An 18499-nucleotide genomic window follows, 5' to 3' on the forward strand; every position below is an offset into this window, starting at 1 on the left:
AGGAGCTCCTCCATGCCATCACGCCGCTCACTTCTCAAAGGCGCTGCCAGTGCCATCTTCGCCGCACCTTTCGTTGCGCCCACCGTCGCATTCGCCAAGGCGCCCCTGGCTGCCACGCAGGCACCCGGCTTTTATCGGCTGATGGTCGGCAAGGTGGAAGTCACCGCCCTTTCGGACGGCGTCATTGCGCTGCCGCTCGCCAAAATCTACACCAACACCACGCCGGAACATGCGGCCAAGGTGCTAAGGGATGCGTTCCTGCCGGAAGAGACACCGACGTCGGTCAATGCGTTTCTGGTCAACACAGGAGACAGGCTGGTGCTGATCGATGCGGGCACAGGCACCTATCTCGGCCCGAGCCTCGGCAGGCTCGTCGCGAATATTGAGGCCTCCGGTTACAAGGCCGACGAGATAGACGACATTATCCTCACCCATATCCACACGGACCATTCCGGCGGACTGTCGGCAGATGGCAAACGCGTCTTTGCCAATGCGACGCTCAGGGTCAATGCGCGCGAAGCCGCCTTCTGGCTTGACGAGGCAAAGGCCAAGGCAGCCCCTGAAGCGCTGAAGAAAGGTTATGCCGAAGCCAAGGAAAGCATCCAGCCCTATATCGATGCCGGTAAATTCGAGACCTTCAGCGATAATGCCGCACCGGTCTCCGGTCTCGGCTCGATCCTTTATGCTGGCCATACGCCCGGCCACAGCGGCATCGTACTCGAAAGCGACGGCCAGAAGATCGTCTTCTGGGGCGATATCACCCATGGCGATATCCTCCAGTTCGATGAGCCTGATGTGGCCATCGAGTTCGACGTCGACCAGAAGGCTGCCGTCATCGCGCGTGATCTGGCGTTCAAACAGGCGGTGGAGGGCAGATATCTGGTGGCCGGCGCGCATATCGCCTTCCCCGGCATCGGCCATGTGCGCACCGACAGCACCAATTACGACTGGCTGCCGGTCAATTATACGACGCTGTAAGCGCAGAACAAAATGGCCTGATCGTGGATCAGATCAGGCCATCACCCCTAAGCGGCAGTCAGGTCAACGCCACCTGCCGCGTTTCCGCATTGATCATCGTGGCCGCGATGGCCGCCAGCACCAGCAGCCCGGCAAATATGCCGATCGCGACACCAAATCCCTGCGCAATGGCATAACCGAGCAGAGACGGGGCCAGCAGGCCACCCAGCCTTGCCATGGCGCCTGCAGCCCCCATGCCGGTCGCCCGTGATTCCGTCGGGTAAAGCTCCGGCGTAAAGGCATAAAGCGCGCCCCAGGTGCCGAGCAGCGCAAAGCTCATGATGAGAAGCGAGGCGGCAATCATCGCACCGCCGGAAGCGAGCGTGAAAAGCAGGCATCCAAGCGCGGAGAGCAGGCAAAAACCGATCAGCGTCGGCTTGCGACCCCATTTTTCAACACCATAGGCGGCAAGCGCATAACCGGGAATCTGCGCCAGCGCCACCAGCACGAGGAAACCGTAACCGCGCACAAAGCCGAAACCGTCTCCCGCCAGCTTCGCCGGCATCCAGGTAAAAACGCCGTAATAGGAAACGGAGACGAGGAACCAGATGGTGAGGATCATCATGCTGCGCTGCCGGAGCGCCGGTGAAAATATCCCCTGCCCCTTGGCCACGTCAGGCTGGAAAAGTCCGGTCGCGGCATCGAGCGGCGCACGGCCATTCGTCACCAGCATACGGTTGACGACGGCCTTGGCTTCCTCCAATCGCCCGCTGCGCAGCAGGTAAAGCGGCGATTCCGGCACCAGAAAGCGAAGCCCAAGACCGAGGACGGCCGGAAAGGCCGTCACGGCAAAAATATAACGCCAGGCATCGGCGACGCCGGCGAGGCTGGCGCCCCAGGCCGCCAGCGCCACGATCAGCGTCCCGACGGCCCAGAAGCCTTCCAGAAAGACCAACCAGCGGCCGCGATTTTTGGCAGGCAGGAACTCGGCCATCATCGCATAATCCACCGGCAGCGTGCCGCCCACGGCGGCACCGGTGAGAAAACGCAGGATGAGCAGAATGGTGAAATCTGGCGAAAATATCGAAAGCACGCCGAACAGGGCATCACAGGCCACGGTGACAATCAGCACCCGGCGACGGCCATAACGATCCGCCAGCCGCCCAAAACCGGCAGCACCCAGCAACATGCCGAAGAAGAACGCCGTTCCGGTCTGCAGCGCCTGCGGCACCGTCAGGCCAAAGGTTGCGGCAATCGAGGCGGCGGTGAAACCAACCGCCAGAACCTGCATGGCATCCGCCGCCCAGACGAGGCCGAAAATGCCCATCAGCCGCCGCTGATAGGCGCCTGCGCCCGCGCGCTCCAGCGCATCGTTCATGGTAATCGCCGTCATGCCCCGCCCCTTTGAAGAAATGTACTTTGATTTGCTATCGTATAGGGGGAGGAAACGGAATTGAATTCTGTGGAGGAGTGCGCTCGGTTGAAACGAAATGCTCGGCGCAACGATAGGCGCCCCCCTGCGCTCCCCCTCATCCCTGTGCTTGTCACAGGGATCCAGCCAGCCTAAGTCCTTGGGCTGAAAAGAGTCTTCGCGTCGCGCGGACGCGCGTCGGCTAGATTCCTGTGACAAGCACAGGAATGAGGGAAGACAGAAGCACTGGCGAGAAAAGGCAAAGCTGCCCCTTCGGATAACCCCTCAGCCGTAAACCCTGAGCGGCTCCTCAAAACCCTCATCTTCCGCCGCAGCGGCCGGCATCACGGCCTCGCATTTGCGCCAGCCGATCCTGCCCTTCAGCCGCTGGTGCACATCGTCACCGACAGGCACCACCAGCACGCGGTTCGGGTCGACCGGTCCCGGAAAATCAAGCGCCGCATAAGCGACCTTCTCGAAACCGAGCGGCATGTAATAGGGCGGATCGCCGATCAGGATCACGGCTTCGGAACCCTTCCGCCGGGCAGCCGCAATGGCGATCCGAACGAGTTCCCGGCCGATGCCCATGTTCTTGTGCGAGGGCCGAACGGCAAGGGGCCCGAGCATATGGCCCTTCACATCGCCCGCCAGAACCGGCGTCATACGCACCGAAGCAATGGTTTCGCCGTCATCGGCGCAGACGAAGGACAGCGACCGGTCATGCGGCCCCTGCTCACGGATGCGTGCTGCCGCACGGGTGTGCCGGCCGGGACCAAATGCTTCTTCGTTGATGACGTCGATGATGGCGTCGTGCGACGCGTCCTCGGTGAGGTAGACAAGATCGTGCTTGGACATGAAGAGACCGAAACTTCCAGAATGCGGGTGCGACAATAGGTGACGGCTGCGCCGGTAAGGGCGTTCAGGAGCGTCAGCGTCGTCGGAGCATCCGTGGTTCGATCATAGTCAGCAATTTCCTCAGATTTGTGAAAATCGCAATTATCAGGAAAATTCCCACCCGTCCAGAACAAATCTCGAAGCCATATCATTCAGCCCAGGCAAGAGCAGAAACGCATTGTTCAACGCCTTGCGGGTTCGCGAGACGACAAGGAACGGTTAGGATCGCCGTCAAGGAAACAATCAAGGAGATCGTCATGGGCATGCTGGTGGAAGGCGTATGGAAAGACGTCTGGTACGACACCAAGGAAACCAAGGGGCATTTCAAGCGCGGCGCCTCACAATTCCGCAACTGGGTGACGGTCGACGGCACCCCCGGCCCTTCGGGCGAAGGCGGTTTCAAGGCGGAGAAGGATCGCTACCACCTCTATGTCTCCTTCGCCTGCCCCTGGGCGCACCGGACCCTGATCTTCCGCAAGCTGAAAAAGCTGGAAGACCTGATCTCGGTTTCCGTTGTCGATCCGCTGATGCTGGAAAATGGCTGGGAATTCAAGCCTGAGAGCGAACGCACACCGGGCGCGACGGAAGACCACCTTTTCGGTTCCTCCACGCTCTGGCAGGTCTATACCCGGGCGGACCCCAAATATTCGGGCCGCGTCACCGTGCCGGTGCTCTGGGACAAACATCGCGGCACCATCGTCTCCAATGAATCGGCGGAAATCATCCGCATGTTCAACTCCGCCTTCAACGACCTTACCGGATCGAACGCGGATTATTATCCCGCAGCGCTGCGCGCCGAGATCGATGCGCTGAACGACGTGATCTATGACACCGTCAATAACGGCGTCTACAAGGCCGGTTTCGCCACCACGCAGGATGCTTATCAGCAGAATGCCGTGAAGGTGTTTGAAACGCTTGATACGCTGGAAGATCGCCTGAAAGACAGACGCTTCCTGTTCGGTACGGAGCAGACGGAAGCGGACTGGCGCCTGTTCACGACGCTGGTGCGGTTCGACCCTGTCTATGTCGGTCATTTCAAATGCAATATCCGCCGCATCCACGACTATCCGCACCTGACGGGTTACCTGCGCGACCTTTACCAGACGCCGGGCGTGCCTGACACGGTGGATATGCGCCACATCAAGGAGCATTATTACCGCAGCCACCGTACCATCAACCCGACCGGCATCGTGCCCGTCGGACCCGAGCTGGACCTGACCATGGCCCATGGCCGCGAGACGCTTGCCTGAAGGAAAGCCGCCGCCGTTACCAGTGATCGGTAACCGCCGCTCTGCCGGCAAGTTCCGCAAGGCGGCGGTGGGTGGCGGGTGTCACCCCTTCAGGCAAAGCCGAAAGGTCGAAAAAACCACTTTCGGCAATTTCATGATCCGGCTTTTTCGGCCGGGTCTGGATGACATCAAGCCGGTAAAGCGCGACATGGTCGCGATTGCTGCCTTCCAGATTGAGATAGACGTGGAAAAGCTCTGGCTTAGAAGCCGCTTCGAGATTGCCTTCCTCGCGGATTTCCTTGTGCAGCGCCGCAAGCAGGGTTTCGCCGCGCTCCACGCCACCGCCCGGCAGATACCAGCCGGGCAGATAGGTGTGCCGCACCATAAAAATCCTGCCATTTTCATCGAAACAGGCCGCACGCACCCCAAGCGTGGCGCCCCGCGTGAGCAGGAAAACGAAATGCAGAAAGCGGATGAAGACACGCATATGGAACGGACGGGCCTGTCGCTCGGTTGTCTCGTCATTCACCCTGGTTTCCCCCGCCGGCCGGCTTTTATTGGACGTGCGACATATCATAGGTTATCTCTGCCGCCATGTTCAAACTTGCGCATATTTCAGACGTCCATTTAGGGCCACTGCCGAAACTCACTTTCCGGGAACTTGCATCCAAGCGTATCACCGGTTTCGTCAACTGGCACCGCAACCGCCGTAAGCATCTCTTCACCGATACGCTGGAAAAACTGCTCGACGATCTCGAGAGCAAATCGCCGGATCATCTGGCTATTACCGGCGATCTCGTCAATCTTGCGACCGGCATTGAAATTCGTGCCGCCGCCGACTGGCTGGAGGAAGTGGGCGATCCTGAAAAGACGTCCGTCGTTCCCGGCAATCATGACGCCTACGTTTCCGGCGCGCACGACAAGGCCATGCAGGCCTGGTACCCCTATGTGCGCGGCGATGGCGACCCGCCGGAATGGGACGACGACCGCAAGATTTTCCCCTATATGCGCGTGCGTGGTCCCGTCGCACTGATCGGCTGCTCCACCTCGATTGCCACACCGCCCTTTTCGGCAACCGGCTATTTCGGCAACCGACAGGCGCGCGCGACGGCGGAGCTTTTGAAAAAAGCCGGTGAACAGGGCCTTTTTCGCGTTGTGATGATCCATCATCCGCCGATCCGGGGCGCCACTGCCGCCCATAAACGCATGTTCGGCGTTCGTCGCTTTGCCGCCGCTCTCGGCGTCGGTGGCGCGGAACTCGTGCTGCACGGTCATACCCATTTGAATACGGTGTACTGGCTGAACACCCATCACGGGGAAGACCACATCCCGGTCGTCGGCATTTCCTCCGCCAGCCAGGGACCGGGCGGTGAAAAACCGCGCGCGGCCTATAATCTCTTTCATATTTCCGGTGGTCCCGGCACCTGGAACGTCACCTGCGAGCGCCATAGTCTTGATGAGACGGGGACGGGCGTGGCGCTGGAGGATGTGCGGGTATTTTATGAAAACGGGCGGCCGCTGGGGTTTTCTTTGCCGAGGGAATAGGTTCGCGAGATCAAGGTTCGCGGGTGGGGCTTTACCCCCTCTGCCCGGCAGGGCAGAGGGGGTAAAGCCCCACCCTCAAAACAAGCTTACTTAGCCCGCTCTTCCAGCACCCGATTAGCCGCCGAAACAATCGCCTCCAGCGACGCCGCCACGATATTCGTATTGACGCCTGCCCCGAACAGCTTGCCGCCCGGATGCTCCATCTCGACATAAGCGATGGCCGAAGCATTGGAGCCATGCTGCAGCGAATGCTCGGAATAATCATTCACCGACAGATCAACCCCGAGATAGACCGACAGCGCATTGATGAACCCGTCGATCGGGCCGGTGCCCTTGCCCTCGATGCGCTTCACCTCGCCATTGTCGGTAATTTCGGCGGCAACGATGCGCACACCCTTGAAATCGCCGGCCGGATAGGTGTGGTGATCGACGAACTTGATGCGCGCATTCGGCTGCGTCACATAACGCTCGATAAAGCGTTCATAGATGCGCTTGGCCGGCAGTTCGACGCCTTCTTCATCGGTGATGCGCTGGATCTCCTCGCGGAATTCCACCTGCAGGTTGCGCGGCAGGTTGATGCCATAATCCTGCTGGAGAATATAAGCGATGCCGCCCTTGCCGGACTGCGAGTTGATGCGGATGATCGCCTCGTAGGAACGGCCGACATCCTTCGGGTCGATCGGCAGATAGGGCACTTCCCAGACGGGATGGTTGGCAACCTTGATCGCCTTCATGCCCTTGTTGATCGCATCCTGATGCGAGCCGGAAAACGCCGTATAGACCAGTTCGCCGACATAAGGATGGCGCTCTGGAATCGTCATCTCGTTGGAATATTCATAGACGGCCTTGATGCGCTCGATATCGCGGCAATCCAGTTCCGGATCGACGCCCTGCGTATACATGTTCAGCGCCAGCGTCACGACGTCGACATTGCCGGTGCGCTCGCCATTGCCGAACAACGTGCCTTCGACACGGTCCGCACCCGCCATCAGGCCCAGCTCGGTCGCGGCGATGCCGGTGCCGCGGTCATTATGCGGATGCAGCGAGATGATGACGTTTTCGCGGTTGTCGATATTGCGGCACATCCATTCGATCTGGTCGGCATAGATGTTCGGCGTCGCCATCTCAACGGTGGAAGGCAGGTTCAGGATCAGCTTGTTGTCCGCCGTCGGCTTCACCACCTCGACCACGGCGTTGCAGATTTCCAGCGCCACTTCCAGTTCGGTGCCGGTAAAGCTCTCAGGCGAATATTCGAAGCGGAAACCACCACCGGCCTTGGCCGCCATGTCGGTGATCATCTTGGCGGCATCGACGGCAATCTGCTTGATGCCGTGCACATCCTTGCCGAACACGACACGGCGCTGCAATTCCGAGGTGGAATTGTAGAAATGGATGATCGGCTTGTTGGCGCCTCGCAGTGCCTCAAAGGTGCGGGTAATCAGCTCCGGGCGGCACTGCACCAGCACCTGCAGGGAGACGTCGTCAGGCACATTGCCCTCTTCCACGCACCAGCGGGCAAAATCGAAATCCGTCTGCGAGGCGGAAGGAAAACCGATCTCGATTTCCTTGAAACCCATTTCGAGCAGCAGCTTGAACATGCGGGCCTTGCGGTCGTGGCCCATGGGGTTGACCAGCGACTGGTTGCCGTCGCGCAGGTCCACCGAACACCAGATCGGCGCCTTGTCGATGGTCTTGCCCGGCCATGTACGATCGGGGATATTGATGGTCGGGTAAGGGCGATACTTGACGTTCGCGTCGTTCATGCCCTTGGAAATATTGGTGATCTTGCCGTCCATTTCGCTTCCTCCTTGCGCAGTCCGCGGGCTTCTTCAAGCCATCGGCGGATGCGCGGCCCTTTAGGGCCTAAATCCAGTATAAAATGAGATTTCGAGATGAGGAGCGTTTGCGCCAGCGGGCTTTCGGCCGCCGGGCGCTCCTCACTGGACCCGGCAACCGCGTGTAAGGTCGAGGCTAAGAAGCGAGAGTGCACCGCACGGCGAGGCCTTCGCAGAAATCTGCGCGCTCATGCCGAAAATGGTTGCGATGCTGTTGCTCATGGCGACGTGTATAAACAGCGGCTGGCGGTCTGACAAGTGATGTTGTGATGCGCAGGTTATTTTACTTGCCTGCCATTCTCGAGTCTTTCGGCGATCCACAATTTGACAAGCGACTGCCGGGTCACTCCGAGACGTCGCGCTTCGTTGTCGAGATCGTTGACGACCCATGTCGGAAAATCGATGTTGACGCGCTTGGGTTCGATGTTGAGATGCCGCGCCGTCGACCAGTCGAGATATTCGCTGATGTCTTCGCCATCATCGGCCATCCTGTCGAATTCTTCTACGCTTATGGTCTTCATAATGATGCCTCTCTAATTCACGGGCACGGCGCACGGAAATGATGCGAATACGGCCGCCTCGCAATGTATGGACAGCCAGCCACAATTTCTCTCCGAGAAGAGCGATGAGCGCGAGCCGCTCTTCTCCAATACCGTTCGCGGTAACCGTCAAACCGTATTTATCGTGCCACAATGCCTGCGCGTCGACAAAATCAATGCCGTGCTTGTCTTTATTCCCAGCGCTCTTTACCGGATCAAATTCGAATACCATAAGAATATAATATAAAAACTATACCATTTCCACCACTTAACCACGCTTCACCAGCCGCTGCAACGCCATCATCAACCCGCCGCCGATCAGCCCCCAGAAAGCCCCGGAAACACCGCCGAAGGAGAGGCCCGAGGCCGTGATGAGAAAGGTGATCGCAGCCGCCTCTCGCGTCTCCGGCTCCTTGAAAGCCGCGACGGCAGAGCCAGAAAAGGCGCCGACCAGCGCCAGCCCTGCCACCGCCTGAATGAGGATAGGCGGCGCCAGCGCCACGAATGCCGTGACCACGCCAGCCAACAGGCCGAAGATGATATAACCGACACCGCCGACGATCGCCGCCCAGTAACGCCGCTTCGGATCAGGATGGGCGTCCTCGCCCGCGCACATCGCCGCCGTAATTGCCGCAAGATTGACGGCATGCCCGCCGAAGGGCGCGGACAGCAGCGAAAAAAAGCCGGTCGCTGCGAAGAGCGGTCCGGGTTGCGGATCGTAATGATTGACCTTCAGCACGGCGATGCCGGGAATGTTCTGCGAGGCCATGGTGACGATGAACAGCGGCAGCGCGATGGAGACGACGGCGTGCAGGCTGAAGACGGGCGTTACCCATTCCATCGGCGGCGTCAGCGATTGCGCCACGCTATCGAGCGCGCCCGCCGGAATATCGACCCCGAAAATCATGACAAGCACGAAGGCAGCAAGCGCCGCAGGCACGGCGAAAAGCCGCCGGAAAGCCCCAACCACGATCCAGGCGAGAATGATCGGCAGGCCGAGCGCCGGGTTAAAGCCGATCGCCTTAATCGGCGCAAAGCACAGGCCGATGATGACACCTGACAGCATGGCATTGGCAAGTGGCGCGGGAATGGAGGCAACCGCGCGCCCGAGCGGCTTGAACAGGCCGGCGATGATGATCAGGACGGCGCAGATGATGAACCCGCCGACAGCCGCCGGAAATCCGCCTTCGATCACCCCGGTGGTTGCCAGAAGGGCCGCACCCGGCGTCGACCAGGCAATGCTGATCGGCAGCCGGGTGGTGACGGAAAGAACGATGGCGCAAAGCCCCATCGCCACCGAAAGCGCCATCAGCCCGGAGGCAGCCTCGAAATCCGTCGCGCCGACGGCTTTCAGTCCCTGCAGCACGACGGCAAAGGAGCTGGCAAAACCGACAAAGGCGGTAAGGCATCCCATGAACAGGCTCTGGACGGAAAAATCTTTCAGCATGAAGCACTCTGCGGGCCTGCTGCCAGTCGCAAGAACCGCAGCGGACCGCGGGGCGACAGGCAGGAACAAAATTTGAAGCGTAGGGCGCGAATCCGGACGGCGCGACACGCTTTGGATGAAGCATGACTATAGTCAGGATCAAAAAAGACAAGGCCTGGCAAGATGAACCGCCGGACTTCAGGTACGGAGATACGGAAAACGTCATCAAAGTTTAGCGGCAGGGCGCTAATCCTCGCGGCATCCATCCCAACAGGGCAGTCGCCACAAGAAGGATCGCCTCCATGTTTCGCATCGCCACTATCGCCGCTTTCTGCCTTGTGGCCCTTCCGGCCGCCGCCCAGACCCCGCCAGCGCCAGCCTTTCTCGGCCAGATCGTCGTGCCTTCCGGCCTCTCGATCAATGGCGTCGCTTTCGGCGGCATTTCCGATCTGAGTTTTGATAGCGAAACCGGCCGCTATCTGGCTATTTCCGATGACCGTGTCGAAAAAGGCCCTGCCCGTTATTACGAGCTGGAACTGGCCGTCACGGAAGGTGTCGTCACGCTGAACATCGCGGCCACGCGCGAATTGAAGGACGAGACCGGCGCAGCCTTCGCGCTGAAGGGCATCGACGCCGAAGGCATCGCGCTCGACCGCAAGGCCGGCAAGCTCTACTGGTCCTCGGAACGCGACCTGAAAAACCAGCCGGCGATCTATGTGTCGGACCTCGATGGCGGTAATGTGAAACGGCTGGAACTGCCTGACGCCTATCTCGTCAATGATGCAAAGACCAGGGGCGTGCAGAACAATCTCGGCTTTGAAGGCCTGACCCTGTCATCCGACCGGCTGATCGCCGCCACGGAAAACGCGCTGACCCAGGACGGGCAGAAGGCGACCCCGCAGGCCGGCAGCCCGGCCCGTATTCTCGTCATCGACACGGCGACACTGAAGCCGGTCGCCGAACATGTCTATGTCACCGAGGCGATCTCCAAGACCCCGACAGCCGCCGAGCCGAAATACAACGACAATGGTCTCTCCGCCATCGCCGCCATGCCGGATGGTCGATTCGTCACTGTAGAGCGCAATTTCGCTTCCGGCGTCGGCAACCATATCCGCTTTTTCATTGCCGACCTGTCCGGCGCGGAAAACATCCTCGGCAAGGAGAAGATCGAGGCGGCGAATGTGCGCGCCGTATCGAAAACCCCGTGGTTCGAGATCAACGAAGGCGATTTCGGGCTCGACATCGACAACATCGAAAGCTTCGCCTTCGGACCGGTGGTGGATGGCAAGCAGCTTTTCTTCATCGCCTCGGACGATAATTTCAATCCGGGCAAGCAGTTCACCCAATTCGCAGCCTTCGCAATTCCCGCCAATCTGGGTCAGTGATGTCAGTGACGGCATAAGATACCGGCTCCGGACCACGTTCGGAGCCGGCAAGAAAAGTGCCTTTCACCAGCGCAGAAAACGGGAACCCGCAAAGGCACCGATCAGGCCCATCATGAGAATGCCCAGCGAATACCAGATCAACACGAATGCCATGCCGTTTTCGGTGCAGAACCAGGAATAGACCCAGGCTCCGGCCGCACCCGCCGCAAGGCCACCGACAAAACCGGCAAGCGTGGGGTTAGCCGGGGCGGAGCGCTTGAGAACAGCGAAATTCGCCGAAAACACGGGAAGTGAAAAAGCCGCGATCAGAAACGGGCAATGCAGCGCCGACGATCCCAGAATAAGGGTGCGATAACTGCCCGGCACGGCAAAACCGAGTTGGACAAGCGCTATCGCCACCATCGCGACGAAAATCAGCGCAAGCCAAACAAAGAAAAGACCACTGTCCCCTTCGGGGCTGGAAAGGCGCCTGATGGCGACAAATGCAGCCACGGCCAGCACGGCATTGTAGGCTGACTTGATCCAGAAACCCAGTTCGGTGAAAGCATCATCCATATCGACGCGCAGCCCGAGAATGACGAGCATCAGCACCAGCGAAATGCCGAGTGCGGGCAAGACCGCAAGCGCGAGCCTGCGCTCCATCGCAAACGCGGATACGGGCCTGAGGTCACCCGCCAGTTGATCAATGATGTCGTCCGTCTTTCTCACGAATCTCCCCGCAATTTTGCCGCCAGGACTTTCAGCGTCCTGTGGATGCCGACCCTTGCCGCAAGCTCGGTCTGGCCGGATTTTTTTGCCGCTTCGGCAATCGACTGCCCCTCAAGCTTCACATTGCGAATGAGGTCGCGTTGCCGTTCCGGCAAGTCGTCGAGCAGCCGCTCCACATCCATGCGTGCCGTCACCGCATCGATGGTTGGCTCGGCCTCCAGCGTTTCATCGAGCTCGACTTCCGCCCGCATGCGCCCGCCCCTGCCGCGATAGTGGTCGATGAGCTTGTAGCGCGCGATCGAAAAGAACCAGGCCGTGAACGGTCGCGCACGATCATAGGTCTCCCGTTTGGCGTGAAGCGACAAAAGGGTTTCCTGCACAAGATCTTCCACATCGCCTCTGGAAGTGGAGGCCATGCGCCGCCCGTAATAGGCAATAAGCAACCGGCGCAAGGCGTGGAGCAAATGCCTGTAGGCGCTATCGTCCCCGTCAAGGGAACGCAGCATCAATATCTTTAATGTTTCTTCCGAAAGGCTGCCTGTCATCGTCACTATCGGGTTATTCGCAGTCCGAAGGATATTGTTACATAATGGCTTTAAAAAAATCTCGCCCGAATATGCCGTCACAAGACCGTGAAGCTGTAACGATAGGCCGTTTCCGACCGAATGGACAGTCGTGAACCCCCGGCACAACGCCGGCGGACACAAGATGACGTCCAGAGGAGACCTTTCATGACCCGCATTTCTGCAGCCGTTGCCGTCGCTTCCATGCTGTCCGCCCTGTCTTTCGCAGGCATCGTCCATGCCGACAGCATGAAAACCGATACGATGAAGAAAGACGCCATGAAGCCTGAGACAATGAAAATGGAATCGATGAAAAAGGACGGCATGTCCATGGCCAGCAAGAAGGACTGCATGCACAAGGCTGGCATGGAAATGGACAAGATGAAGAAGGCCGACATGATGAAGGCCTGCGACACCATGAAATGACACCAGAGCATTTTCGCTTTTCTCCGAAACGCGAAAACACTCCGTCTCTTTGTTTTTACGCATTGTCCTGACGTAAAAGCGATCCCGCTTTGGCTGGAAATGCTCTAGCCTGAATGAAAAAGCCCGCGCCGGTTTCCACCGGCACGGGCTTTTTCAACAGATAATCAGAAACTCAGAGTTCCGACTGGCTCTCGACGATCTTGCCGACGAGGCCGTAATCCTTGGCCTCGTCCGCGCCGAGCCAATAATCGCGATCGATATCCTTGGCGATCTTTTCTTCGCTCTGGCCGGTGGCCTTGGAGAAGATCTTGATCAGGCGCTGGTTCATCTTGATGATTTCGCGGGCCTGGATTTCGATGTCGGATGCCATGCCACGCGTACCGCCGGAGGGTTGGTGCAGCAGGAAGCGGGTGTTGGGCAGGCAAAGGCGCCGTTCCTTCGGCACCGAAACATAGATCAGCGCGCCGGCGGAAGCGACCCAGCCCGTGCCGATGATATAGACCTTCGGCTTGATGAACTTGATCATGTCATGGATGGAATCACCCGATTCCACGTGACCGCCCGGTGAATTGACGTAAACGCGAATGTCGTCGTCACTGGCGGCGGCAAGCGCGACCAGCTGCGTGCAGACCTTCTGCGCCAGTTCCTGCGTGATGCCACCATAGATGAAGATCGAACGCGACTTGAAAAGATTCGCTTCCGTTTCCTTGCCGATCGGCAGTTCCTTGCTCTTGTCGTCTTCGTCTTCGTTCATCAACGGCTCTCTCCAGCGTAATTCTTGCATGCCCTTCGGACATAGTGCGACTTGTTACGTAAGGCAATGAGCGAAAAAGACAAGGTTCGCGCCTGAACAATAAACAGCACCCCCGGCAGATGACGCATGGACAGCATATTTGCGTTCACGATATCGTCGACCCCTTATTGCAGCGCCGCCCGGCCCGGAAGCCCAGGATCCTGACCGGCAGCAACAATCAAAAGAGGGAAACATGCTGAAAAGACTAAGCCTTGCCGCTGCCGCGCTCGGCGTTACCGCCCTGCCCGCCTTTGCCCATTTGAACCCGGAAGAACACGGCTCCTTCATGGCCGGCGTTTCCCACCCCTTCTTTGGGGCGGACCATATTCTGGCGATGGTGGCCGTCGGCATATGGGCCTCGCAGATCGCCACGGCGGACAGTGACCGAAAAGCCCTGTGGATCGTGCCCTCCGCTTTTGTTGGCACCATGGCCGTCGGGTTTCTGATGGCGGTTTACGGTATCGGTCTTCCCTTCGTCGAACCCGCCATTCTCGCCTCCGTCATTGGTCTCGGCCTGCTGGTTGCCGCAGCGGCAAAGCTTCCCGCGGCGGCTGCGGCAGCGGTTGTCGGCGCGTTCGCGCTTTTCCATGGCTACGCCCATGGTGGTGAACTGGGCAGTGCAGGCGCCTGGCAATTCGGCCTTGGCTTCATGATCGCCACCGCGCTGCTGCATCTGGCCGGCATCGCGCTCGGCCTTGGCATTGCCCGTTTCGGCTCGGTGGCAAGCCGCACCATAGGCGCGCTGACGGCAATCGCCGGCCTGTCGCTTGCCCTGGGCGGCTGACGATCATTACCGAAATTTAAAATTCGGGCCGCTTTGAAAAGCCAAAATTGAGGCCTACCTCCTTATCGTGGATTTACGCTTCACGGTAAGGAGGCAGCATATGTCACCGGAAGAAAGCCAGCTTCTCAAGGCCCTGTTCGACAGGACCAAAACCGCATCCGCCACCCCGCGTGACCGCGAGGCGGAAACATTGATCGCAGACGCCGTGCGCGATCAGCCCGCAGCCCCCTATTATCTCGCCCAGGCGGTGATCGTTCAGGAAAAAGGGCTGGAAGCGGCAGCAGCCCATATCAGGCAGCTCGAAGAACGCATCCATGCGCTGGAAAGCGGCAATGGCGCCCCGCAGGCGGCCGCACAGGGCGGGTTCCTGAGTTCCATTTTCGGCACCGGCCAGCCTCAGCCACCCGCACCAACGCCAGCCCCTGCTGTGGCGCCAACCTCATGGCGCAACGATACTGCCGGTCAGACGGCCGGTCCGTGGGGATCTCAGGCCGGTCAACAGCAACCCAGCGGCCCCTGGAGCCAGCAACCTGCTGCCGTTGGGCGTTCAGGTGGTGGATTTCTGCAGGGCGCGCTCGGCACGGCCGCCGGCGTCGCAGGCGGCATGCTGCTTGCCAATTCGTTGAGCGGCATTTTCGGCAGCCACATGTCGTCACTCGGGCTCGGTTCACCCTTCGGCGGCGGTAATGCGGCGGGTAGCGCCCCCGTCGAGGAAACCGTCGTCAACAATTATTACGGCGACAGCGCCAGCCAGCAGAATAACAACGACGATGACGACAATACACAGCAGGCCGATTATGATGACAGCGCCGACGATATGGATTCCGATTCAGGCGACGACGGTTCGTTCGCCTGAATCTTGATGCGTCTAAACAGCCGGATCAGCCCCGACCGCGATAAGGCGCGACGCCCTGATCCGGCAGCCACACGCCTTCGGGCGCCGCTCCAGTCTGCCAGAAGACGTCGATGGGAATGCCGCCACGCGGATACCAGTAAGCGCCGATGCGCAGCCATTTCGGCTGCAGCAGCTCCACCAGACGCTTGGCGATATAGACCGAGCAATCCTCGTGGAATGCGCCGTGGTTGCGGAAGGATTGCAGGAAAAGCTTCAGCGACTTCGATTCCACCAGGAAATCACCCGGAATATAATCGATGACGATATGGGCGAAGTCCGGCTGGCCGGTCATCGGGCAAAGCGAGGTGAATTCGGGCGCGGTGAAGCGCACGACATAATCGGTGCCGGCATTGCCGTTCGGCACTTTTTCGAGAATAGCCTTTTCCGGGCTCTCGGGCGTATCGACCTTCGTGCCCAGCTGCGACAGGCCGGAAACATCCGTCACGGACATGGAAAACTCCTGTTCATTCATACAATGACTTTGACGCCATGCGCCTTTTCGCCTTCCGGCTCGACGTGAATGGCAAGGCTGGCGCCCGGTATGACCTCCCTTATGGCATCTTCAAGGCGGTCGCAAATATCATGCGCCTCCCGCACCGTCATCGTGGCGGGAACGACCACGTGGAAATCGATGAAAGCCGCCGAACCGGCGCGCCGGGTTCTCAGGTCATGCACGCCCATCACGCCGCCGGAATGTTCGGCGATAGCTTTCTTGATCGCCTCGTCTTCTTCCGGCTCCACCGCCCGGTCCATCAGCCCGCCAAGCGAATGCAGGATGACCTTCGATCCCTGAAACAGGATGTTGATGGCCACCAGTATGGCGAGCAGCGGATCGAGAATGGCGTAACCCGTCAGAAGCGCCAGAATGAGGCCGACGAGAACGCCCGCTGACGTCACGACATCGGACATGATGTGATGGCCATCCGCGGCAAGCGCCGGGGAAGCGTATTTCCTGCCGACGCGGATCAGGGTCGTCGCCCAGACGGCATTGATGACCGCTGCAAATGCGTTGATGGCAAGACCGAGAACCGGCGCTTCCGGCAGCCTCGGATTGAAGAGGCTGCCCCACGCTTCCTGCACGATCAACAGCGCGGCAACGACGATCAGCACACCTTCCACGACGGCGGAAATATATTCCGCCTTGTGATGGCCGAACTGGTGGTCGTCATCGGCAGGTTTCTGCGCATACCGGATGACGAAATAGGCGATGAAGGCCGCGACCACATTGACGGTCGATTCCAGACCATCAGACAGAAGTGCGACGGACCCCGTGACCCACCAGGCCAGAAGCTTGAGGCCCAGCACGCCGAAAGAAAGTGGAATGCCCCAGAATGCGAGCTTCCTTACCAGTGCATTGCCTTCACTGTTCATTTTTGCCCCCGTGCGGATGCGAACGAATTGCATGACCGACTGCCAAAACGCACGAACCGCGCGCACGGGGTCTCCGTGCGCGCGGTTCGCTATTGGGGTTTTCTATCGTTCAAACCGCCGGCAAGGTCAAGAGCCTCAACGTCGCATCGACGACCTCAATCCTCGCTTTTCTGTTCGCAGAAGCGGATGCGGTTGCCGAAGGGATCGGTGACTTCCATCACATCGCCCCATGGCAGTTCTTCGACGCCCGGCTTCATGAAGCGATAATCATGTGCCGCCAGTTCCTGTTGAAAAGCGTGAACGCCGCGCATGGTGACAAAGATGTTGGAGCCCGGCGTCGCATCGCCGTGGTGGCCGCTGAGGTGCAGCCCCATTCCGGCGCGCGATACCTGCATATAAAGCGGGAAATTGTCGCCGAAGCGATGTTCCCAGTCGACCTCGAAACCGAGAAAATCGACATAAAACTCCCGCGCTTTGGCCTCGTCGAAAATCCTGACGATTGGGAATGTTCGCTCGAAACCGATTTCTGAAAGGCTGTGCTTCTCGGCGTCGCCCATTGTCACTGCCCCTTTTCAGGCCATAAAAGAAGACCGGCCGCAACGGGTGCGGCCGGTATCGTAGGCTTATTCGGCGGCGACGATCTTGCCGTCCTGCCACTTGAAGAGCGAGAAGGTCTGCGACGTCAGGTCGCCATTCTCGCCATAGGTGACCTTGCCGATGGCCGTGGCGAAAGCATCGCCGCTCTTCAGAGCCTTGACAACCGCTTCGGCATCCTTGGCGCTTCCAGCCTTCTCGATGCCGGCCTTCAACACTTCAACGGCAGCATAGGCATTGAGAGTGAAGGCTTCCGCCGGAATGTTGGCGGCCTTCAGCGCTTCGGCTGCGGCCTTGCTGTCATCGTTCTTCAGCGCGTCGGAGGCGTTGGTGAAGATCGTGCCTTCGCCAGCCTGCGAACCGATGTTCCAGAACTCGCTGTTCGACAGGCCGTCACCGCCGATGACGGCGGCCTTGGAGCCGATATCCTTCAACTGGCGCACCAGAAGACCGGCTTCCGGATGGTAACCGCCGAAATAGACAATATCGGCATTGTCGGACTTCAGGCGGGCCGTCAGCGCGCCGAGATCCTTTTCGCCTGGTGTCAGCGCATCATAGAGAACTTCGGTCACGCCGCCGGCATTCAGCGTTGCCTTGAAGGCATCCGCGAGACCTTTGCCGTAAGCGCCCTTGTCGTGAATGATGGCGATCTTCTTGTCCTTGAGGTTGGCGAGAACGTATTTCGCCGCAACCTCGGCCTGCTGGTCGTCACGACCGCAGGTGCGGAAGACGTTGGAAAGGCCACGGTTCGTCAGGCCCGGCGCAGTTGCCGTGGGAGTGATCATCAGCACGCCGTTTTCGGCAAAGACATCCGATGCCGGAATGGCGACGCCCGACGTCACCGGACCAACGACGAAATGAATGCCTTCGGCAACGAGCTGGTTGGCCGCGGAAACGCCCTGCTTCGGTTCACCGCCATCGTCGGCCAGCTTCAGCACGATCTGTTCGCCGAGGATACCGCCCTTTTTGTTGATTTCATTGACTGCCGTCTGGGCGCCGTTCTTGACCTGGTCGCCATAGGCGGCGACAGGGCCGGTCAGCGGCGCAATCAGCCCGATGACGATTTCGGCATGGGCAAGGGGTGCGAATGCGAAGGACGCTGCAAGCGTCACGCTGGTCAATGTCTTCAGTTTCATCCTGGTGT

21 protein-coding genes are annotated in these 18499 nt (G+C 59.5%); 7 read left to right on the forward strand and 14 right to left on the reverse strand.

The genetic code is table 11. The features are described 5' to 3' along the window. Positions 1-12: 12 nt before the first annotated feature. On the forward strand, positions 13-978 hold the full coding sequence (locus AKG12_RS05560; RefSeq protein ID WP_052818091.1) for an MBL fold metallo-hydrolase: 966 nt from the start codon (positions 13-15) through the stop codon (positions 976-978). A gap of 58 nt (positions 979-1036) precedes the next feature. On the opposite strand, the gene AKG12_RS05565 is transcribed toward AKG12_RS05560, so the two are convergent. Both AKG12_RS05565 and AKG12_RS05570 read right to left on the reverse strand, forming a co-directional pair. Then, on the reverse strand, positions 1037-2350 hold the full coding sequence (locus AKG12_RS05565) for an MFS transporter (protein ID WP_046797932.1): 1314 nt from the start codon (positions 2348-2350) through the stop codon (positions 1037-1039). A 303-nt stretch (positions 2351-2653) separates the two neighbouring features. Further along, a complete protein-coding gene (locus tag AKG12_RS05570; protein ID WP_046797931.1) occupies positions 2654-3223 on the reverse strand; it encodes a GNAT family N-acetyltransferase in 570 nt (189 codons plus the stop codon). Positions 3224-3519: 296 nt separating this feature from the next. Here AKG12_RS05570 and AKG12_RS05575 point away from each other — a divergent pair, with 296 nt between their 5' ends. Beyond that, the gene (locus AKG12_RS05575) at positions 3520-4512 is read left to right on the forward strand and encodes a glutathione S-transferase family protein (RefSeq protein WP_052818092.1); all 993 of its coding nucleotides are present in this window, start codon (positions 3520-3522) and stop codon (positions 4510-4512) included. Positions 4513-4528: 16 nt separating this feature from the next. On the opposite strand, the gene AKG12_RS05580 is transcribed toward AKG12_RS05575, so the two are convergent. Beyond that, complete coding sequence (locus AKG12_RS05580) at positions 4529-5020, reverse strand: NUDIX domain-containing protein (RefSeq protein ID WP_052818093.1); 492 nt, start codon at positions 5018-5020, stop codon at positions 4529-4531. A 65-nt stretch (positions 5021-5085) separates the two neighbouring features. On the opposite strand from AKG12_RS05580, the gene AKG12_RS05585 reads away from it, so the two are divergent. Then, positions 5086-6036, forward strand: a complete 951-nt coding sequence (locus AKG12_RS05585; RefSeq protein WP_046797928.1) for a metallophosphoesterase family protein — start codon at positions 5086-5088, stop codon at positions 6034-6036. A gap of 86 nt (positions 6037-6122) precedes the next feature. Here the strand turns inward: AKG12_RS05585 and leuA are convergent, their stop codons facing one another. The 4 genes from leuA to AKG12_RS05605 all read right to left on the reverse strand — a co-directional run bounded on the left by leuA (position 6123) and on the right by AKG12_RS05605 (position 9857). Further along, entirely contained in the window at positions 6123-7832 is a 1710-nt protein-coding gene (gene leuA, locus AKG12_RS05590; protein ID WP_052818095.1) for a 2-isopropylmalate synthase, read from the reverse strand. A 317-nt stretch (positions 7833-8149) separates the two neighbouring features. Continuing rightward, positions 8150-8392, reverse strand: a complete 243-nt coding sequence (brnA, locus tag AKG12_RS05595) for a type II toxin-antitoxin system BrnA family antitoxin (protein WP_052818097.1) — start codon at positions 8390-8392, stop codon at positions 8150-8152. Next, positions 8349-8642, reverse strand: coding sequence for a BrnT family toxin (locus AKG12_RS29215; RefSeq protein ID WP_082178714.1), 294 nt, complete (start codon positions 8640-8642; stop codon positions 8349-8351). The genes brnA and AKG12_RS29215 overlap by 44 nt, the downstream gene beginning before the upstream one ends. A gap of 36 nt (positions 8643-8678) precedes the next feature. Then, a complete protein-coding gene (locus AKG12_RS05605) occupies positions 8679-9857 on the reverse strand; it encodes a benzoate/H(+) symporter BenE family transporter (RefSeq protein ID WP_052818100.1) in 1179 nt (392 codons plus the stop codon). 281 nt (positions 9858-10138) lie between these two features. Between AKG12_RS05605 and AKG12_RS05610 the strand changes: the two genes are divergently transcribed. Then, positions 10139-11221, forward strand: a complete 1083-nt coding sequence (locus tag AKG12_RS05610; protein ID WP_052818102.1) for an esterase-like activity of phytase family protein — start codon at positions 10139-10141, stop codon at positions 11219-11221. Positions 11222-11284: 63 nt separating this feature from the next. Here the strand turns inward: AKG12_RS05610 and AKG12_RS05615 are convergent, their stop codons facing one another. Together AKG12_RS05615 and AKG12_RS05620 are read right to left on the reverse strand one after the other, a co-directional pair. Beyond that, on the reverse strand, positions 11285-11929 hold the full coding sequence (locus tag AKG12_RS05615; RefSeq protein ID WP_052818104.1) for an NrsF family protein: 645 nt from the start codon (positions 11927-11929) through the stop codon (positions 11285-11287). After that, entirely contained in the window at positions 11926-12441 is a 516-nt protein-coding gene (locus AKG12_RS05620; protein ID WP_046797921.1) for a sigma-70 family RNA polymerase sigma factor, read from the reverse strand. The genes AKG12_RS05615 and AKG12_RS05620 overlap by 4 nt, the downstream gene beginning before the upstream one ends. Positions 12442-12660: 219 nt before the next feature. Here AKG12_RS05620 and AKG12_RS05625 point away from each other — a divergent pair, with 219 nt between their 5' ends. After that, on the forward strand, positions 12661-12918 hold the full coding sequence (locus tag AKG12_RS05625) for a pentapeptide MXKDX repeat protein (protein WP_052818106.1): 258 nt from the start codon (positions 12661-12663) through the stop codon (positions 12916-12918). A 172-nt stretch (positions 12919-13090) separates the two neighbouring features. Here AKG12_RS05625 and AKG12_RS05630 read toward each other — a convergent pair whose 3' ends face one another. Then, entirely contained in the window at positions 13091-13672 is a 582-nt protein-coding gene (locus AKG12_RS05630; protein ID WP_046797919.1) for an ATP-dependent Clp protease proteolytic subunit, read from the reverse strand. Between the two features lie 232 nt (positions 13673-13904). Between AKG12_RS05630 and AKG12_RS05635 the strand changes: the two genes are divergently transcribed. Beyond that, positions 13905-14495 (forward strand): HupE/UreJ family protein, encoded by a 591-nt coding sequence (locus AKG12_RS05635; protein WP_052818108.1) that lies wholly within the window; start codon positions 13905-13907, stop codon positions 14493-14495. A gap of 100 nt (positions 14496-14595) precedes the next feature. Further along, positions 14596-15351 (forward strand): DUF2076 domain-containing protein, encoded by a 756-nt coding sequence (locus AKG12_RS05640; RefSeq protein WP_052818110.1) that lies wholly within the window; start codon positions 14596-14598, stop codon positions 15349-15351. Between the two features lie 25 nt (positions 15352-15376). Here the strand turns inward: AKG12_RS05640 and queF are convergent, their stop codons facing one another. The 4 genes from queF to AKG12_RS05660 form a co-directional block, all read right to left on the reverse strand. Further along, entirely contained in the window at positions 15377-15841 is a 465-nt protein-coding gene (gene queF, locus AKG12_RS05645) for a preQ(1) synthase (RefSeq protein WP_052818355.1), read from the reverse strand. 17 nt (positions 15842-15858) lie between these two features. Further along, positions 15859-16761 (reverse strand): cation diffusion facilitator family transporter, encoded by a 903-nt coding sequence (locus AKG12_RS05650; RefSeq protein ID WP_046798409.1) that lies wholly within the window; start codon positions 16759-16761, stop codon positions 15859-15861. Between the two features lie 155 nt (positions 16762-16916). Continuing rightward, positions 16917-17318 carry a glyoxalase superfamily protein gene (locus AKG12_RS05655; protein WP_052818112.1) on the reverse strand — a complete coding sequence of 134 codons (402 nt, stop codon included), beginning with the start codon at positions 17316-17318 and terminating at the stop codon, positions 16917-16919. 66 nt (positions 17319-17384) lie between these two features. Continuing rightward, entirely contained in the window at positions 17385-18491 is a 1107-nt protein-coding gene (locus AKG12_RS05660) for a branched-chain amino acid ABC transporter substrate-binding protein (RefSeq protein ID WP_046797915.1), read from the reverse strand. Positions 18492-18499 lie beyond the last annotated feature (8 nt).

It is taken from the genome of Agrobacterium sp. SUL3, assembly GCF_001263295.1.
Classification (GTDB): domain Bacteria; phylum Pseudomonadota; class Alphaproteobacteria; order Rhizobiales; family Rhizobiaceae; genus Agrobacterium; species Agrobacterium tomkonis.

Coding starts and splice junctions, on each gene's coding strand:
- leuA (WP_052818095.1), bottom strand. CDS start 7,832: ATGGACGGCAAGATCACCAATATTTCCAAGGGCATGAACGACGCGAAC.
- AKG12_RS05630 (WP_046797919.1), bottom strand. CDS start 13,672: ATGAACGAAGACGAAGACGACAAGAGCAAGGAACTGCCGATCGGCAAG.
- brnA (WP_052818097.1), bottom strand. CDS start 8,392: ATGAAGACCATAAGCGTAGAAGAATTCGACAGGATGGCCGATGATGGC.
- queF (WP_052818355.1), bottom strand. CDS start 15,841: ATGTCCGTGACGGATGTTTCCGGCCTGTCGCAGCTGGGCACGAAGGTC.
- AKG12_RS05560 (WP_052818091.1), top strand. CDS start 13: ATGCCATCACGCCGCTCACTTCTCAAAGGCGCTGCCAGTGCCATCTTC.
- AKG12_RS05575 (WP_052818092.1), top strand. CDS start 3,520: ATGGGCATGCTGGTGGAAGGCGTATGGAAAGACGTCTGGTACGACACC.
- AKG12_RS05635 (WP_052818108.1), top strand. CDS start 13,905: ATGCTGAAAAGACTAAGCCTTGCCGCTGCCGCGCTCGGCGTTACCGCC.
- AKG12_RS29215 (WP_082178714.1), bottom strand. CDS start 8,642: ATGGTATTCGAATTTGATCCGGTAAAGAGCGCTGGGAATAAAGACAAG.
- AKG12_RS05570 (WP_046797931.1), bottom strand. CDS start 3,223: ATGTCCAAGCACGATCTTGTCTACCTCACCGAGGACGCGTCGCACGAC.
- AKG12_RS05640 (WP_052818110.1), top strand. CDS start 14,596: ATGTCACCGGAAGAAAGCCAGCTTCTCAAGGCCCTGTTCGACAGGACC.
- AKG12_RS05610 (WP_052818102.1), top strand. CDS start 10,139: ATGTTTCGCATCGCCACTATCGCCGCTTTCTGCCTTGTGGCCCTTCCG.
- AKG12_RS05585 (WP_046797928.1), top strand. CDS start 5,086: ATGTTCAAACTTGCGCATATTTCAGACGTCCATTTAGGGCCACTGCCG.
- AKG12_RS05660 (WP_046797915.1), bottom strand. CDS start 18,491: ATGAAACTGAAGACATTGACCAGCGTGACGCTTGCAGCGTCCTTCGCA.
- AKG12_RS05650 (WP_046798409.1), bottom strand. CDS start 16,761: ATGAACAGTGAAGGCAATGCACTGGTAAGGAAGCTCGCATTCTGGGGC.
- AKG12_RS05625 (WP_052818106.1), top strand. CDS start 12,661: ATGACCCGCATTTCTGCAGCCGTTGCCGTCGCTTCCATGCTGTCCGCC.
- AKG12_RS05605 (WP_052818100.1), bottom strand. CDS start 9,857: ATGCTGAAAGATTTTTCCGTCCAGAGCCTGTTCATGGGATGCCTTACC.
- AKG12_RS05655 (WP_052818112.1), bottom strand. CDS start 17,318: ATGGGCGACGCCGAGAAGCACAGCCTTTCAGAAATCGGTTTCGAGCGA.
- AKG12_RS05565 (WP_046797932.1), bottom strand. CDS start 2,350: ATGACGGCGATTACCATGAACGATGCGCTGGAGCGCGCGGGCGCAGGC.